This window comes from Streptantibioticus rubrisoli (genome assembly GCF_024436055.1).
In the GTDB taxonomy this organism is placed as follows: Bacteria; Actinomycetota; Actinomycetes; order Streptomycetales; family Streptomycetaceae; genus Streptantibioticus_A; species Streptantibioticus_A rubrisoli.
Genome location: NZ_JANFNH010000013.1, coordinates 1 through 18170, shown reverse-complemented (window position 1 = coordinate 18170; position 18170 = coordinate 1). Strand labels below are relative to the sequence as shown.

Here is an 18170-nt window from a genome sequence, read left to right as displayed (position 1 = left end):
TTGCGCGAGCCGGAAAGCCCGTGCCGTGGACCGGAGTTGCGGTGCTCATGAAGCGCGCGTCATCACAGGCCCAGTTCCTCGTCCAGCAGGTCGAAGAGTTCGTCCGCGGTGGCGGACTCGATTTCACGTTCTTCGGCAGCGGTGTCCGTTGCACTGTGCGTTTCGTTCCACTTCGACATGAGGTCTCGCAGGCGGGCGGTGATACCGGGACGTTCGGCGTCGTCGGAGTCGATCGCGGAGAGGATCTCTTCCAACTTGTCGAGTTCGGCGTGTACGGACCGCTGGACCGCGGCGTCGTCCGAACGGAGTTCACCGCCGAGGTATTGGGCCAGCGCGGCGGGCGTCGGGTAGTCGAAGATCAACGTGACGGGCAGCCGGATGCCAGCGACCGCGCCGAGGCGGTTGCGCAGGTCCACGGCGGTCAGCGAGTCGAAGCCCAGGTCGAGGAAGCCGCGTTCGGCATCGACCGCGTCGGCCCCCGAGTGGCCCAGCACCGCGGCCACTTGGGTGCGCACCGCGTCCAGCAGCGCGCGGTCGCGCTCCGCTTCCGCCAGTCCGGCCAGCCGCTCCCGCAGCGAGGAGGCGGCGGCGGTGCCGTCGGCCGTGCCGCCGGTCTGCTCGGGGCGGCGGGCCGGGGTACGGACCAGGCCGCGCAGCAGCGGCGGCAGCGTGCCCGCGGCGGCCTGGGCGCGCAGGCCCGTGGCGTCGGTGCGCATGGGCACCAGTACCGCGTCGTCCAGGACGTGGCTCAGGTCGAACAGTGCCAGGCCCTCGTGGGACGGCAGGGGCGCCACTCCGGCCCGCGCCATGCGGGTCAGGTCGGCCTCGGTGAGGCTGCCCGCCATACCGTCGGCGGCTGCCCACAGACCCCAGGCCAGCGAACTGGCGGTAAGGCCCTGGGCGTTGCGGTACTCGGCCAGCGCGTCGAGGAACGTGTTCGCCGCGGCGTAGTTGCCCTGTCCCGCGCCGCCGAACAGGCCGCCGACCGACGAGAACAGTACGAACGCGGACAGTTCACGGTCGCGGGTCAGTTCGTGCAGATGCCAGGCCGCGTCCACCTTCGGGCGCAGTACGCGGTCGATCCGCTCGCCGGTGAGGGAGTCGATGACACCGTCGTCGAGTATGCCAGCGGTGTGGATGACGGCGGTCAGCGGATGCTCGGCGGGGATCGCGGCCAGCGTCCGTGCCAGCGCGTCCCGGTCCGCCGCGTCGCAGGCGGCCCAGGTGGCCGTCGCGCCCAACTCCTCCAGTTCGGTGGCGAGTTCCTCGGCGCCTTCGGCTGCGGCGCCACGGCGGCTGGTCAACAGCAGGTGCTGGACGCCGCGTTCGGCCACCAGGTGGCGGGCGAGGAGTCGTCCCAGGGTTCCGGTGGCGCCGGTGATCAGCACGGTGCCGTTGCCGTCGAAGTCCGGGGCCTGCTGCGCCACGGCCGCGACCCGGGCCAGCCGGAAGGCGTGTGCGGTGCCCGCGCGCAGGCCCAGTTGGGGCTCATCGCTGGCCAGCGCCGGGGCCAGCGCCCGGTGCGATGCGTCGGTGCCGTCGGTGTCGACCAGCACGAACCGGCCGGGGTTCTCCGACTGGGCCGAGCGCACCAGTCCCCACACCGGCGCGTGGACCAGATCCGTCACGCCCTCTCCGGGCCGTACCCGGACGGCGCCGCGGGTGACGAACACCAGGCGCGACTCGGCGAACCGCTCATCGGCCAGCCAGGACCGCACCAGCGCGAGCGCCTCCCGCGCCGCCGCCCTGGCCGCCCCCGGCACGTCGCGTGCCGACTCGGTGGACGCCAGCGGTACGAAGACGGTCTCCGGGACCGGGGCGCCGTCCGCCACGGCCGCGGCGAGCGTGGGCAGGTCGGGGTGGGCGTCGAGGCGGTCGCCGGACAGCTCCAGCGTCTCGGCGCCCAGCACCACCCAGTGTTCGCCGATGGGGACGGTTCCCGCCGCCTCCGGCAACGCGGCCCACTCCACCCGGAACAGCGACTCCTGGTGGGCGGTACGGGACGCGGTCAACTGCTCGGCGTTCACCGGCCGCAGCACCAGCGCGTCCACCGTGGCGACCGGCGCGCCGGTGCCGTCCGCCAGCCGCAGCGACACCCCGCCGGACGCGTTCGGCGCCAGCCGGACCCGCAGCGTGTCGGCGCCCGTGGCGTGCAGCCGCACCCCAGTCCAGGCGAACGGCAGCCTGGCCCGGCCCGCGTCGTCGTCCACGTCCGGGCTCACACCGCCCAGCCCGATGCCGTGCAGGGCGGCGTCCAGCAGCGCCGGGTGCACACCGTACGCGCCCGCGTCGGTGCCGTAGCCCTGCGGCAGCCGGATCTCGGTGAACAACTCGTCATCGCGCCGCCAGGCGGCCCGCAGCCCCTGGAACACCGGCCCGTAGCCCAGCCCGGCCTCGGCGGCCCCCTCGTACCACCCGTCGATCTCGACGTGCTGTGCGCCCTGCGGCGGCCACACGCTCAGGTCGAAAGGCTCCGGCTGCTGGCCGACGGCCAGTACGCCGCCCGCGTGCCGCAGCCACGGTTCGTCGGCCGGTGCGCTCTCGGGGCGTGAGTGCAGGGCCAGTTGGCGCCTGCCGGATTCGTCCGGCTCGCCCACCCACAGCCGCAGTTGCACCGCGCCGCGCTCCGGCAGCGCCAGCGGCGCGTGCAGGGTCAGCTCCTCCACGGTGTCGCAGCCGACCTCCTGGCCCGCCCGCAGCGCGAGCTCGACGAACGCGGTGCCGGGCAGCAGCACGGTGTCCATCACCGCGTGGTCGGCCAGCCACTGGTGGGTCTGCAGGGACAGCCGTCCGGTGAACACGAAGCCACCGGACTCGGGCAGCTCCACCGCGGCCCCCAGCAGCGGATGGTCCGCGGTGTCCAGACCGGCCGCGATCATGTCCTCGATGGACACGCCCACGTCGAGCCAGTAGCGCTGGCGCTGGAAGGCGTACGTGGGCAGCTCGACGCGTCGGGCGCCCGCGAAGTACGCGTTCCAGTCGACGGCGAAGCCGTTGACGTGCGCCTGGGCCAGGGCGGCGGTCAGGGTCTGCGTCTCGGCGCGGCCGTCGCGCAGTACGGGGGCGAAGGTGCCCGTGGCGTACTCCTGGGCCATCGCCGACAGCGCGCCGTCCGGGCCGAGTTCGACATACGTCGTCACGCCCTCGGCCTCCAGCGCGCGGATGCCGTCAAGGAACCGTACGGCCTCGCGCACGTGCCGGACCCAGAAATCAGGCAGGCAGATCTCTTCGGCGGTCACCAACGTGCCAGTCAGGTTGGACACGATCGGGATGCGCGGGGCCTGGTAGGTCAGACCCTCGGCCACCTTGCGGAAGTCGGCCAGCATGCCGTCCATGTGAACCGAGTGGAAGGCATGGCTGACAGTCAGGCGCTTGGTCTTACGACCCCGCTCCTCAAAACCCGCGGCGATCTCCAACACCGTCGGCTCATCACCCGCGATCACCACCGACGTAGGACCGTTGACCGCCGCGATGTCAACCCGATCGCCCAGCAGCTCAGCGACCTCATCCTCCGCCGCCTGCACCGCCACCATCGCGCCACCACCCGGCAGCTCCTGCATCAAACGACCACGCGCCGCCACCAACGCACACGCATCATCCAGCGACAACACACCCGCCACATGCGCCGCCACCAACTCACCGATCGAATGCCCAGCCAGGAAGTCAGGCCGCAGCCCCCACGACTCAACCAACCGGAACAACGCCACCTCAACCGCGAACAACGCAGGCTGCGTATAAGCCGTCTGATCCAACAGGCCACCATCAGCCCCGAAGATCACATCCCGCAGCGGCAGTTCGAAATGCCCGCACACCTCGTCCAACACCTCGGCGAAGACGGGATACGTGTCATACAACTCCCGTCCCATCCCCAGCCGCTGACTGCCCTGACCGGTGAACAGGAACGCGACCTTGCCCTCGACCGCCGTGCCGCGCAACAGGTTCGGGGCGGACTCCCCGCGAGCCAGGGCGTCCAGGGCGCGCAGTGCCGCGTCCCGGTCACCGGCCAGCACGACCGCCCGCTGTTCGAGTGCCGCACGTGTGGTGGCCAGCGAGTAGCCGAGGTCGGTCAGGCTCACTTCGGGTTCGATCTGCGCGTGGGAGCGCAGCCGCCGCGCCTGGGCTCGCAGCGCGTCCTCGCCACGCGCCGACAACAGCAGCGGGAGGTAGGGGAGTTCGGTGCTCGTGGCATCGGGCTCGGCCGTCGTCGGGGCCTGCTCGATGATGACGTGCGCGTTGGTGCCGCTGATGCCGAAGGACGACACGCCCGCCCGGCGCGGCCGGTTGGCCTGTGGCCACTCACGCGCCTCGGTCAGCAGCGAGACCGCGCCCGCCTGCCAGTCCACATGCGGCGACGGCTCGTCCACGTGCAGGGTCTTGGGCAGCAGCCCGTGCCGCATCGCCAGCACCATCTTGATCACACCGGCGACGCCGGAGGCGGCCTGTGTGTGCCCGAGGTTGGACTTGACAGAGCCGAGCCACAGCGGCTGGCCCTCCGGCCGCCCCTGGCCGTAGGTGGCCAGCAGCGCCTGCGCCTCGATGGGGTCGCCCAGTGTGGTGCCGGTGCCGTGCGCCTCGACCACGTCGACCTGGGCGGCGGACACCCGGGCGTTGGCCAGCGCCTGGCGGATGACCCGCTGCTGCGAAGGGCCGTTCGGCGCGGTCAGGCCGTTGGAAGCACCGTCCTGGTTGACCGCGGAGCCGCGCACGATGGCCAGCACCTGGTGGCCGTTCCTGCGGGCGTCGGACAGCCGCTCAAGCAGCAGCACGCCCGCGCCCTCGCCCCAGCCGGTGCCGTCGGCCGCGGCGGCGAACGACTTGCAGCGGCCGTCCGCGGCAAGCCCGCGCTGGCGGCTGAACTCGATGAACGTCCCCGGGGTGAACATCACGGTGACACCACCGGCCAGCGCCAGTTCGCACTCGCCGTTGCGCAGTGCCTGCGCCGCCAGGTGCAGGGCGACCAGCGACGAGGAGCACGCGGTGTCCACGGTGACCGCTGGGCCTTCCAGACCGAAGGTGTAGGCCACCCGGCCGGAGACCACACTGCTGGAGCTGCCGGTGCCCAGGTAGCCCTCGACCTCGTCCGGGATGGCGTGCAGCCGCGCACCGTAGTCGTGGTACATCACGCCCGCGAACACACCCGTGCGGCTGCCGCGCAGCGCCAGCGGGTCGATGCCCGCCCGCTCGAACGCCTCCCAGGACGTCTCCAGCAGCAGCCGCTGCTGCGGGTCCATCGCCAGCGCCTCACGCGGCGAGATGCCGAAGAACGCCGGGTCGAACTCGGCTGCTTCGTGCAGGAATCCGCCTTCGCGGGCGTAGGAGGTGCCCTGGTGGTCCGGGTCCGGGTGGTAGAGGGCGTCCAGGTCCCAGCCGCGGTTGCCGGGGAACGCGGTGATGCCGTCGGAGCCCTCCGCGAGCATTCGCCACAGGTCCTCGGGGGTGCGCACACCGCCGGGATAGCGGCAGCTCATCGCGACGATGGCGACGGGCTCGTCGGCGCCGGTACGGGTCGCGGTCACCGGGGTCGTGGCGGCCGCGGCGGTGCCGGTCAGCTCGGTGCGCAGATGGCGGGCGAGCGTGGCCGGGTCGGGATAGTCGAAGATCAGCGTGGCGGGCAGTCGCAGACCGGTGGCGGCGTTGAGCTGGTTGCGCAGTTCCACGGCGGTCAGCGAGTCGAAGCCCAGTTCCTTGAACGCCCGACCGGACTCGACCGCTTCCGGCCCGGCGTGGCCGAGCACGGCGGCCACCTGGGTACGGACCAGGTCGAGCAGCAGACGCTGCTGCTCCTGTTCCGTCAGCTCCAACAGACGCTGTGCCAACTGGGGTTGGGCGCCGCTGGCGGTGTCCACGACCCGTCGCGCCGGGGTGCGGACCAGACCGCGCAGTACGGGGGCGATGGTGTTCGCCGTGGCCTGGGTGCGCAGCGCGGCGAGGTCCAGCCGCATCGGGACGAGAGCGGCGGCGTCCACCGTACGCGCGGTGTCGAACAGCGCCAGTCCGTCCTCGGCGGTCAGCGGCGGCAGGCCCGCACGCCGCATCCGGCTGATGTCGGACTCGTCCAGGCCGCCCGCCATGCCGTCCGCGACCGCCCACAAGCCCCACGCCAACGCGGTGGCGGGCAGCCCGAGCGCCCTGCGGTGCTGGGCGAGCGCGTCCAGGAAGGCGTTGGCCGCGGCGTAGTTGCCCTGGCCAGGACCGCCGAACACACCGGAGGACGAGGAGAACAGCACGAACGCGGACAGATCGAGATCGCGGGTCAGCTCGTGCAGGTGCAGCGCCGCGTCCACCTTCGGCCGCAGCACGGCGGCCATACGGTCCTCGGTCAGCGAGCCGATGACACCGTCGTCCAGCACGCCCGCCGCGTGGATCACGGCGGTCAGCGGATGCTCGGCCGGAACGGCGGCCAGCACCTCGGCCAGTGCGTCCCGGTCGGCCACGTCGCAGGCTGCCGAGGTGACGGTGGCACCCAACTCGGCCAACTCGTCGGTCAGTTCGCTGGCAGCGCCACGGCGGCTGACCAGCAACAGGTGCCGTACCCCGTGCTCGGCCACCAGGTGGCGGGCGAACAGTCGGGCCAGCGAACCGGAGGCGCCGGTGATCAGTACCGTGCCCTGCGGGTCGTAGGGCCGCGCTTCGGCGTCGGCGTTGGCCGGGACGCGCGCCAACCGCAACGTCCGTACGGCCCCCTCGCGCACCGCCGACTGTGGTTCGCCGCAGGCCAGCGCGAGCGCCAGGGTCTGCGGTGTGATCGCATCGCCGTCGAGGTCGACCAGCACGAAGCGGTCCGGGTTCTCGGTCTGCGCCGAGCGCAGCAGGCCCCAGACGGCGGCGTGCGCAAGGTCGTTGACCAGCTCGTCCGCACCGGCCGCCACCGCGCCACGGGTCACCGCCACCAGTCGCGAACCGGCGAACCGCTCGTCCGCCAGCCAGGCCTGGGCCAGCCGCAGGGCATCGCAGGCGGCCGCATGCACGGCTTCCGGCGTCACCTCGGCGATCGGGGCGAACGGCACGAAGACCTCGTCGGGCACCTCCGCGCCCTCGTCAACGGCGCGGATCAGCGCGTCGAGATCAGGGTGCCGCGGCGCGTCGAGACCAAGGTCAACCTCGCCCAGTACCGCCCAACTCCCCTGCGGGGAAGCGGCCGGGGCGGGGACGGCGGACCACTCGTGGCGGAAGAGGGACTCGTGGTACGTGGCTCCAGCGGTCCGCAACTGGTCGTCGGACACCGGCCGCAGTCCCAGCGACTCCACCGCGGCGACCGGTGCGCCGTCGGCGTCCGCGATCTCCAGCCGGACGGCCTCGGCGCCCGCCGCGACCAGGTGGACGCGCAACGCGGCGGCACCGCTGGCGTGCAGCGACACGCCGGTCCACGCGAACGGCAGCCGTCCCCGGCCGTCGTCAGCGCCCAGGCCGCCCAGGCCGATGGCGTGCAGGGCGGCGTCCAACAGCGCCGGATGCAGTCCGAACCGGCCCGCCTCCGACTCGGCGTCCTGCGGCAACCGCACCTCGGCGAAGATCTCGCCGTCCCGCCGCCAGGCCTTGCGCAGTCCCTGGAAAGCCGGGCCGTAGTCGAAGCCGATGGCGAGCAACTGCTCGTAGCGGCCGTCGAGTTCCACCTCGACCGCCTCCGCGGGAGGCCAGGCGGTCAGGTCGAACGACGGCTGCGGCTGGCCCCCTGCGGCCAGCACGCCGCTGGCGTGCCGGGTCCACGGCTCGTCGGCCGCCAGGTCCTCGCCGCGCGAGTGCAGGGTCAGCGGGCGGCGTCCGGCGCCGTCGGCGGGGCCCACCGCGAGCCGGAGCCGCACCCCACCATGCTCGGGCAGCACCAGCGGCGCCTCAAGGGTGAGCTCCTCCAGGTAGTCGCAATCCACCTGGTCACCCGCGCGCAGCGCCAGCTCCACGAACGCCGTGCCGGGCAGCAGCACGGAACCCGTGATCGCGTGGTCGGCCAGCCAGGGATGGCTCTGCAGCGACAACCGGCCGGTGAGCAACACACCATCCGAATCAGGCAGTTCGGCGACGGCGCCCAGCAGCGGATGCGCGGCCTCACCCAGCCCGATCGCGGCGACATCACCCGCCAGGAACGCGGGCAGCTTCGGCCAGTAGCGCTGCCGTTGGAAGGCGTATGTGGGCAGGTCGACGCAGCGGGCGCCGGTGCCCGCGAAGTACGCGGTCCAGTCGATGGCGGCACCGCGGACGTGAGCCTGCCCGAGAGCGAGGACCAGCGTTTCGGGCTCGGAACGGCCGTTGCGCACGGCGGCGGCGAACACCGCGTCCTCCGGCCGCTGCACGCACTCCTGCGCCATGGCGGACAACACGCCGTCCGGGCCGAGTTCGACGTATGTGGTGACGCCCTCGGCCTCCAGGGCCCGGATGCCGTCAAGGAACCGGACGGCCTCGCGCACGTGCCGGACCCAGAAGTCGGGGTCGCAGATCTCCTCGGCGGTGACCAGGGCGCCGGTGAGGTTGGAGACGATCGGGATACGCGGCGCGTCGAACGCCAGCCGCGACGCCACCTCACGGAACGCCTCCAACATGCCGTCCATGTGCGGCGAGTGGAACGCATGGCTGACGGTCAGCCGCTTGGTCTTACGCCCCTGCTGCTCAAATCGCTCAGCGATCTCCAGAACCGCGGCCTCATCCCCGGCGATCACGACCGACATCGGCCCGTTGATCGCGGCAATGCTCACGCCGTCAACCAGCAGCGGCGCGACCTCGTCCTCGGACGCCTGCACCGCCACCATCGCGCCGCCACCCGGCAGCTCCTGCATCAGACGACCGCGAGCCGCCACCAACGCACACGCGTCCGCCAGCGACAGCACACCGGCCACATGCCCCGCAGCCAACTCACCGATCGAGTGCCCGGCCAGGAAGTCAGGCTTCAGCCCCCACGACTCCACCAGCCGGAACAACGCCACCTCAACGGCGAACAAGGCAGGCTGCGTATAAGCCGTCTGGTCCAGCAACTCAGTGCGCGAAGCGAACACCACATCACGCAGCGGCAGTTCAAGGTGCTGGTCAAGGTAGGCGCATGACGCGTCGAACGCCTCGGCGAAGGCGGGATACGTCTCATACAGCTCACGGCCCATCCCGATCCGCTGACTGCCCTGACCGGTGAACAGGAACGCCAGCTTCCGCTCGGCGGTCCGTCCCTCGATCACCCCGGTCGCCGGGCGCCCCTCGGCCAGCGCGTCCAGTGCCGCCAGCACGGCCTCGCGTTCCGTGACCGCCACGAACGCGCGGTGCTCGAACGCGGCGCGACCTGTGGCGAGCGAGAACGCCACGTCGGTGAGGGAGAGTTCGGGGTGCCCGACCAGGTGCGAGCGCAGCCGCTCCGCCTGGTCGCGCAGTGCGTCGGTGTGCTTGGCGGACAGCACCAGCGGGGCCAGCACGGGCTGTGCCTCGTCGGGGGTGTCGTCCTCGAAGACCGGGGCCTGCTCGACGATGGTGTGTGCGTTGGTGCCGCTGATACCGAACGAGGAGACGGCGGCCCGGCGCGGACGGCCGGTGTCGGGCCATTCACGCGCCTCGGTCAGCAGCGCCACGGCGCCCGCCGACCAGTCGACGTGCGGTGTCGGCTCGTTCACGTGCAGGGTCCGCGGCAGTACGCCGTGCCGCATCGCCAGCACCATCTTCATCACGCCCGCGACACCCGCCGCGGCCTGCGTGTGACCGAAGTTGGATTTGATGGAGCCCAGCCACAGCGGCTGGTCCTCCGGCCGGTCCTGGCCGTAGGTGGCGAGCAGCGCCTGTGCTTCGATGGGGTCGCCCAGCGTCGTACCGGTGCCGTGTGCCTCGACCGCGTCCACGTCCGATGTCGTGAGACCGGCGGATGCCAGCGCCTGACGGATGACCCGCTGCTGCGAGGGACCGTTCGGCGCGGTGAGGCCGTTGCTCGCGCCGTCCTGGTTGATGGCGCTGCCTCGCACGATGGCCAGCACCGGATGGCCGTTGCGTCGTGCGTCGGACAGCCGTTCCACCAGCAGCATGCCCGCGCCCTCGCCCCAGCCGGTGCCGTCAGCCCCGGCGGAGAACGCCTTGATGCGGCCGTCGGCGGCAAGCCCGCGCTGGCGGCTGAAGTCAACGAACGACGCCGGGGTGGACATCACCGTGACACCACCGGCCAGCGCCATGCCGCACTCGCCGTGCCGCAGCGCCTGGATCGCCCAGTGCAGTGCGACCAGCGACGACGAGCAGGCGGTGTCCACGGTGACCGCGGGGCCTTCGAGGCCGAGCACGTAGGACACCCGGCCCGACACCACGCTCGCCGCGTTGCCGGTGCCGAGGAAGCCTTCGGTGCCCTCTGGGGCGGCCAGCATCAGCGGCAGGTAGTCCTGGCCGTTGGTTCCGGCGAAGACACCCACCTGCTCGCCGCGCAGCGTCGCCGGGTCGATACCGGCGCGCTCGAACGCCTCCCAGGAGATCTCCAGCAGCAGCCGCTGCTGCGGGTCCATCGCCAGCGCCTCGCGCGGCGAGATGCCGAAGAACGCCGGGTCGAACCCGGCGGCGTCGGTGAGGAACCCGCCCTCGTTGACGTAGGTGGTGTTCTCCGCCTCGGACCGCGGGTCGTACAGCGACTCCAGGTCCCAGCCGCGGTCGGCGGGGAACCCGCTGACCGCGTCACGGCCTGCTGCCAGCAGTTCCCACAGTTCCTCCGGCGACCGCACCCCGCCGGGGAAGCGGCAGCTCATCGAGATGATGGCGATGGGGTCGTCGGCGATGTCGGCGGCCGTCAACCGCGGTCGCGCGGTGTCCACCGCGCCCGGCTCGCCCAGCAGTGCGACGCGCAGGAACTCGGCCAGGGCGATGGAGTTGGGGTAGTCGAAGACCAAGGTGGCCGGAAGGCGCAGGCCGGTCAGGGCGCCCAGCAGGTTGCGGATCTCCACCGCGGTCAGCGAGTCGAAGCCGAGGTCGCGGAACGCCCGGCCCGGCTCGACCGACTCCGGTCCCGGGTAGCCGAGGACAGCGGCGACCTGGGTGCGCACGAAGTCCAGTGCGAGCTGCTCGCGTTCGGTCTCGGAGGCGTCTGCCAGGCTGCGCTGGAAGGACGACAGGTCCGCCGCGGCGCCGGACGCGGTGGCGTCCTCCAGCGCGCGCCGTACCTCGGGCAGCTCGCAGATGAACGGGTTGGCGCGCACCGCGGTGAGGCCCGGGGCGAGCCGCTGCCAGTCGATGTCGGCGACGAGGGAGAACGACTCGTCCAGGTCGAGCGCCTTGTGTAGGGCGGTGAGCGCCAGCTCGGGGGCCAGCGGCGGCATTCCGGCCAGTCGCAGCCGTTCGGCGACCACCTTGTCGGTCGCCATGCCGCCCTCGGCCCAGGCGCCCCACGCCAGTACGGTCGCGGGCAGCCCCTCGACCCTGCGCTGCTCGCCGAGCGCGTCCAGGTAGGCGTTGGCGGCGGCGTAGTTGGCCTGTCCGGCGCCGCCGAAGGTGCCCGCGAAGGAGGAGAACAGCACGAACGCGTTCAGGTCCAGGTCACGGGTGAGTTCGTGCAGCACGGCGGCGGCGGTCGCCTTGGCGCGCAACACGCCCGCGATCCGCTGCGGGGTCTGCGCGTCCAGAACGCCGTCGTCCAGCACACCGGCGGCGTGCACGACGGTGGTCAGCGGGTACCGTGCGGGCAGCGAGCGCAGCAGTTGGGCGACCGCGTCCCGGTCGGCCACGTCGCAGGCGGCGATGGTCACCTCGGCGCCCAACTCCACCAGCTCCGTGCGCAGTTCCTCCGCGCCGGGCGCGTCCGGACCGCGACGGCTGACCAGTACCAGGTGCTCGGCGCCGTTGCGGGCCAGCCAGCGGGCGACGTGGGCGCCGAGCGCCCCGGTGCCGCCGGTGACCAGCGCGGTGCCGGTGGCCGACCAGCGGCCGTTCTCGGTGCCGGTCAGCTCGCTGTGCGGGGCGCGGGCCAGCCGCCGGGCGAAGACGCCCTGCGGGCGCAGCGCGAGCTGGTCCTCTCCGGCGAGGCCGCCGAGGATGTCGGCCAGCCGCGCCGCCGCGCGGTCGTCGGCCGCCGCGGGCAGGTCGACCAGTCCGCCCCAGCGCTCCGGGAACTCCTGGGCCGCGGAGCAGCCGAGGCCCCACACCTGCGCCTGGTCGGGGCTGGTGAGCTGGTCGGAGCGGCCCACCCGGACCGCGCCACGGGTGGCGCACCACAGCGGCGCGTCCACCCCCGCGTCACCGAGTGCCTGCACCAGCGCGGTGGTGCCGGCCAGCCCGGCGGGCAGCGACGAGTACCGCGCATGCGGTCGCTCGTCCAGCGCCAGCAGTGACAGCACGCCCGCGATCTCGTCACCGTCGATCGCGCCGCGCAGCCGCTCCGCGACGGCCGTACGGTCCTCGTTCGCGGAGTCGACCACCAACTGCCGTGTCCGCGCGCCGCGTTCGGCCAGGGTGCGGGCCGCGGCGGTCACCCACTCGTCACCGGTGTGACCTGCGGGGACGGCCAGTAGCCAGGTGCCGGTGAGCGGCTTGGCGGCGGAGTGCGGCAGCGGCTGCCAGGTGACCCGGTACCGCCAGCCGTCCACGGTGGAGCGGTCCCGGCTCTGGCGGTGCCATGCGGACAGTGCGGGCAGCACGGCGCTGAGCGGCTGCTCCGGGTCCACGCCGAGGGTTCCGGTGAGCGCCGCCAGGTCCTCGTTGTCCACGACCTCCCAGAACCGCGCGCTCACCGCGTCCAGCGCGCTTGCGCCGAGCGCCTCGCCCGGGTTGGTGAACGGGTCGCGCGGCCAGTACTTGCGGCGCTGGAAGGCATACGTGGGCAGGTCGACGCGGCGCGCCCCGGTGCCGGAGAAGTACGCCTCCCAGTCCAGGGCGTAGCCGCGCACATGGGTGCGTGCGATGGCGGTGGTCAGCGACTGCGGCTCGGCACGGTCGGTGCGCAGGGCGGGCAGGAAGGCGGCGTCGGGGCGGGTGACACAGGCCTGTGCCATGGCGGACAGCACGCCACCGGGCCCGAGTTCGAGGTACGTGGTCACACCGTGGCCGTCCAGCCAGCGGATTCCGTCCAGGAAGCGGACGGCCTGGCGGACGTGCCGGACCCAGTAGTCGGGGGTGCGGATCTCCTCGGCGGTGACCAGAGCGCCGGTCAGGGTCGAGACGATGGGGATGCGGGGGGCCTCGTAGGTGAGGTGCGCGGCCACCTCGCGGAAGGCGTCCAGCATGCCGTCCATGTGCGGCGAGTGGAAGGCGTGGCTGACGGTCAGCCGCTTGGTCTTCCGTCCCTGCGCCGCGAAACCGGCAGCGATCTGCAGAACCGCGGCCTCATCACCGGCGATCACGACTGACGTGGGCCCGTTGATCGCGGCGATACTCACGCCCTCGACGAGCTTCGGCGCAACCTCGCCCTCGGACGCCTCAACGGCCACCATCGCGCCGCCGCCCGGCAGTTCCTGCATCAGGCCCCCACGAGCCGCCACCAACGCGCAGGCGTCCGCCAGCGACAGCACACCGGCCACATGCCCCGCAGCCAACTCGCCGATCGAGTGCCCGGCCAGGAAGTCAGGCGTCAGGCCCCACGACTCCACGAGCCGGAACAACGCCACCTCAACCGCGAACAAGGCAGGCTGCGTGTAAGCGGTCTGGTCCAGCACGTCACCATCAGTGCCGAACAACGCCTTCTTCAATGGCAGTTCGAAGTGCCCGCACACCTCGTCCAGCGCCCGCGCGAAGACGGGATACGCCTCGTACAGCTCCCGGCCCATCCCCAGCCGCTGACTGCCCTGACCGGTGAACAGGAACGCCAACTTGCCTTCGGCTGACGTGCCTTCGACGAGCGAGGCGGACGTACCGCCCGCCGCGAGTTCGGCCAGCCCGGTGAGCAGCTCATCGCGGTCCTGGGCCACGACCACCGCGCGCCGGTCCAGCGCCGCGCGCGTGACCGCCTGCGAGTAGCCGATGTCCGGCAGGCCCAACTCCGGCTCCGCCACAAGCCTCTGGCGAAGCCGCTCGGCCTGGGCGCGCAACGCCGCCCCGTCCTTGCCGGACAGCGCGACGGGGACGTACGGCAGGGGGTTCGTCGCCTCGTCGGTCGCGGAGTCGTTGGCGGGTGCCTGCTCCAGGATGGTGTGCGCGTTGGTGCCGCTCATGCCGAACGACGAGACGCCCACCCGGCGCGGATGGCCGTTCTGCGGCCACGGCCGTGCCTCGGTGAGCAGGGCGACCTCGCCCGCCGACCAGTCCACGTGCGTGGTGGGCTCGGTCAGGTGCAGCGTCTTGGGCAGTGTGCCGTTGCGCAGCGCCATGACGGACTTGATGACGCCAGCGACACCGGCGGCGGCCTGGGCGTGGCCGATGTTGGTCTTCAACGAGCCCAGCCACAGCGGCCGGTCCTTCGGCCGGTCCTTGCCGTAGGTGGCGATCAGCGCCTGCGCCTCGATGGGGTCGCCGAGTGCGGTACCGGTGCCGTGCGCCTCGACGGCGTCCACCTCGTCGGGCGTCAGGCGGGCGTTGGACAGCGCCTGGAGGATGACGCGTTGCTGCGAGGGGCCGTTGGGCGCGGTGAGCCCGTTGCTGGCGCCGTCCTGGTTGACCGCGGAGCCGCGTACCACGGCAAGCACCGGGTGGCCCTTGCGGCGCGCGTCGGACAGCCGCTCCACCAGCAGCATGCCGACGCCCTCGGACAGGCTGAACCCGTCGGCCTCGGTGGAGAACGCCTTGCAGCGGCCGTCCATCGCCAGGCCGCGCTGCTTGCTGTAGTCGATGAACGTACCGGGCGCGGACATCAGCGTCGCACCACCGGCCAGCGCCAGCGAACATTCGCCGTTGCACAGCGACTGCACCGCCAGGTGCAGCGCCACCAGCGAGGACGAGCAGGCGGTGTCCACGGTGACAGCCGGGCCCTCCAGCCCGAACGTGTACGACAGTCGGCCAGATGCCACACTGGCCGCGTTTCCGGTTCCGAGATAGCCCTCAAGGTCTTCCGACGAACTCAACAGCGCGGTGAGGTAGTCATGGCTGCTGGTGCCGACGAAAACCCCGACCTGCTTGCCGCGCATCGACGTCGGGTCGATTCCGGCCCGCTCGAACGCCTCCCATGAGGTCTCCAGCAGCAGCCGCTGCTGCGGATCCATGGAAAGCGCCTCGCGCGGCGAAATTCCGAAGACGCTGGGATCGAACTGGGCGAAGTCCCTTACGAAACCGCCCTGATGGACATAGGCCGTGCCAGGGTGCTCCGGGTCCGGGTGGTAGACGGTGTCCAGGTCCCACCCGCGGTCGGCCGGGAAGTCGCTGATCACGTCCTCGCCGTCGACGACCAGCCGCCACAGGTCCTCGGGAGAGCTGATGCCCCCGGGGTAGCGGCAGCCGATCCCCACGATGGCGATGGGGTCCTGGTTCTTCGCCTCGGCTTCGCGCAGGCGTTGCCGGGTCTGATGCAGGTCCGCCGTCACCAGCTTGAGGTAGTCCCGCAGCGTCTCTTCATTCGCCATTTAACGCAACCCATTTACGGCAGACGGCATCGGAAAACAAACGAACCAGAAACAATCGAACCAGTAATGAATTCAATCGACTTCTCGTAGGGAGGCTATGGTCGGGCCAACCATCCCGACAACCCCTTACCGCCCCCTACCCACCCCTGCGGGGTTCCGGGCCGCCCGGCCCCGCGGAATTCATCCGGGGCGGCGCACGGGCATTACGGCATCCTGGCCGACGCCGAGAATTCCGTCAATGCCGCCGATCGCGGCGGGCACTGACGGAATTCCCCTCAACCGGCGGCGCTAATCATGCGCGGCCGAGCCCCTTGTTGATGAACGCGAACAACTCCTCGTCGGTCGCCGACTGGAGCTGGTCCACATCGTCCAGCACGTTCTCCGACGACGTCGGCTCCTCGGCCGCCGGGGACTCCGCGTCGTTCCACTTCGCCAGTAGCGACTGCAACCGCATGGTGACCCGGGCCCGGGTGACGTTGTCCGGGTCGCTGTCCGCGAGCAACCCCTCCAGCCGGTCGAGCTCTTCGAGCACCGGCGCACCACTCGCCGCTCCGTCGGGCAGCACCTCGGCCCGCAGATAGGCGGCCACCGCCGACGGGGTCGGGTGGTCGAAGATCAGCGTCGGCGGAAGCTTCAACCCGCTCGCCGCACCCAACCGGTTGCGCAGTTCCACAGCGGTCAGCGAGTCGAAGCCCAGCTCCTTGAACGCCCGGTTGGCCTCCACCGCCTCGGCGCCCGAGAAACCGAGCACAGCGGCCACGGCGCCGCGCACCAACTCCAGTACCAGTCGCTCCTGTTCGGTGCCCGGCAGTCCGGCGAGCTGCTTGGTGAGCGGCACACCGCCGGTGAGGTCGTCGGCGGTGTCGCTCTGCGCGTTGTCGATGACCTCGCGGGCCTCGGGCAGTTCGTGCAGCAGCCGACGGGCGCGGTCCGCGGTGAAGGCGAGTGCGAACCGCTTCCAGTCCATGTCGATGACGGTCAGCGCGGTCTCGTCCCGGTCCAGCACATGGCCGAGTGCGACCACCGCGCGCTCCGGTGCCATCTCGTTGATGCCATGGCGGCGCATCCGGTCACCGATCGCACCGCCCACCGCGCTGCCGTCACCCCACGGGCCCCAGTTGATGGTGGTGGCGGTCAGCCCGTCGGCGCGCCGCTGTTCGGCCAGCGCTTCCAGGAACGCGTTACCGGGGGCCTGGTTGCCCTGCCCGGGGGCGCCGAACGTCGCCGCGAAGGAGGAGAACATCACGAACGCCGACAGATCCAGGTCACGGGTCAGCTCATGCAGATTGAGCGTGCCGTCGACCTTGACCCGCAGCACCGCGTCAACCTGCTCGCGGGTCAGCCCCTCGATCACCCCGTCGTCCAGTACGGCGGCGGTGTGCACGACGGCGGTGAGCGGACGGTCGGCGGGGATGTCGGCGAGCAGTGCGGCGAGCGCGTCCCGGTCGGCGATGTCGCAGGCGGAGACGGTGACTTGGGCACCCAACTCGGCCAGCTCGTCGCGGAGTTCGGTGGCACCAGGGGCGTCCAGACCGCGTCGGCTGACCAGCCGCAGGTGCTGGGCACCGTTGCGGGCCAGGTGACGGGCGACGTGCGCGCCGAGCGTGCCCGTACCGCCGGTGACCAGGACGGTGCCGTCCGGCCGCCAGTCACGCGCGACGGGCGTCTGCGCCAGCGAAGCGCGCACCAGCCTGCGGGTGAACAATCCCGACGGGCGGACCGCGACCTGGTCCTCGCCGTCCGTCCCGGCCAGCACGGCGACCATACGGGCCAGCGCGCGGTCGTCAGCGGTCTCGGGCAGATCGACCAGCCCGCCCCACCGCTCCCCGTGCTCCATGGACGCCACCCGGCCCAGGCCCCACACCAGCGCCTGCGTCGGATCCGCCAGCCGGTCAGCCGCACCCACCGAGACCGCGCCCCGGGTCACACACCACAGTGGCGCGTTGACCTCGGCGTCCGCCATCGCCTGCACCAACGCCAGTGCGGAGTACAGGGGTTGGCCCTCGAACGCGAGCAGCGAGAGCACACCGCTGATCGGCGCGTCCTCGGCGGAAAGCGCCTTGGCCAGTGACTCCCGGTCGGTGGCGGTCGGGGTCAACTGGTGTACGGTCGCGCCGCGTTCGGTGAGTGTGCGGGTGATGTCGTGGGTGGCCGTGTTCTCGGGTGCGATGAGCAGCCAGGTGCCGGTGAGCCGGGCCGTGCCGTCCTCCGGCAGCGGCTTCCACGTCACGCGGTAGCGCCAGCCGTCCACCGTCGAGCGCTCGCGGTTGGTACGGCGCCACGAGGACAGGGCGGGCAGCACGGCGCTCAGCGGCTGGTCGCCCTCGATCTCGAGTGTGTCGGCGAGGGATTCCAGGTCCTCACGCTCGACGGCCTCCCAGAACAGGGCGTCCGTCGGGTCCGTGGCCGCTGCCGTGGCCGCCTGCGGCGGCGCCGCTTCGGGCCAGTAGTGCTGGCGTTGGAAGGCGTAGGTGGGTAGGTCGACGCGGTGTGCGCCGGTGCCCGCGAAGATCGCCTCCCAGTCCACCGCCACCCCGTGAACGTACGCCTCACCCAGCGAGGCGTAGAAACGGTCCAGGCCGCCCTCATCCCGCCGCAGGGAGCCCAGGACAGCCGCTTGGCGACCGCAGTCCTCGATCGTCTCCTGCACACCCACCGTCAACACCGGATGCGCACTGGACTCGATGAACACCCCAAAACCCTGCTCCAGCAAGGTCCGGGTGGCGTTCTCCAACTCCACCGTCTGACGCA

2 protein-coding genes are annotated in these 18170 nt (G+C 71.9%); both read right to left on the bottom strand.

Annotated features, from left to right (window positions below; all coding sequences use genetic code 11):
- Nucleotides 1–62: 62 nt before the first annotated feature.
- Nucleotides 63–15419: a type I polyketide synthase gene (locus tag NON19_RS14565; RefSeq protein WP_255928092.1), complete on the bottom strand. Its 15357-nt coding sequence runs from the start codon at nucleotides 15417–15419 to the stop codon at nucleotides 63–65.
- Between the two features lie 292 nt (nucleotides 15420–15711).
- On the bottom strand, nucleotides 15712–18170 hold a 2459-nt coding region (locus tag NON19_RS14560; protein WP_255928090.1), incomplete at its 5' end, for an SDR family NAD(P)-dependent oxidoreductase.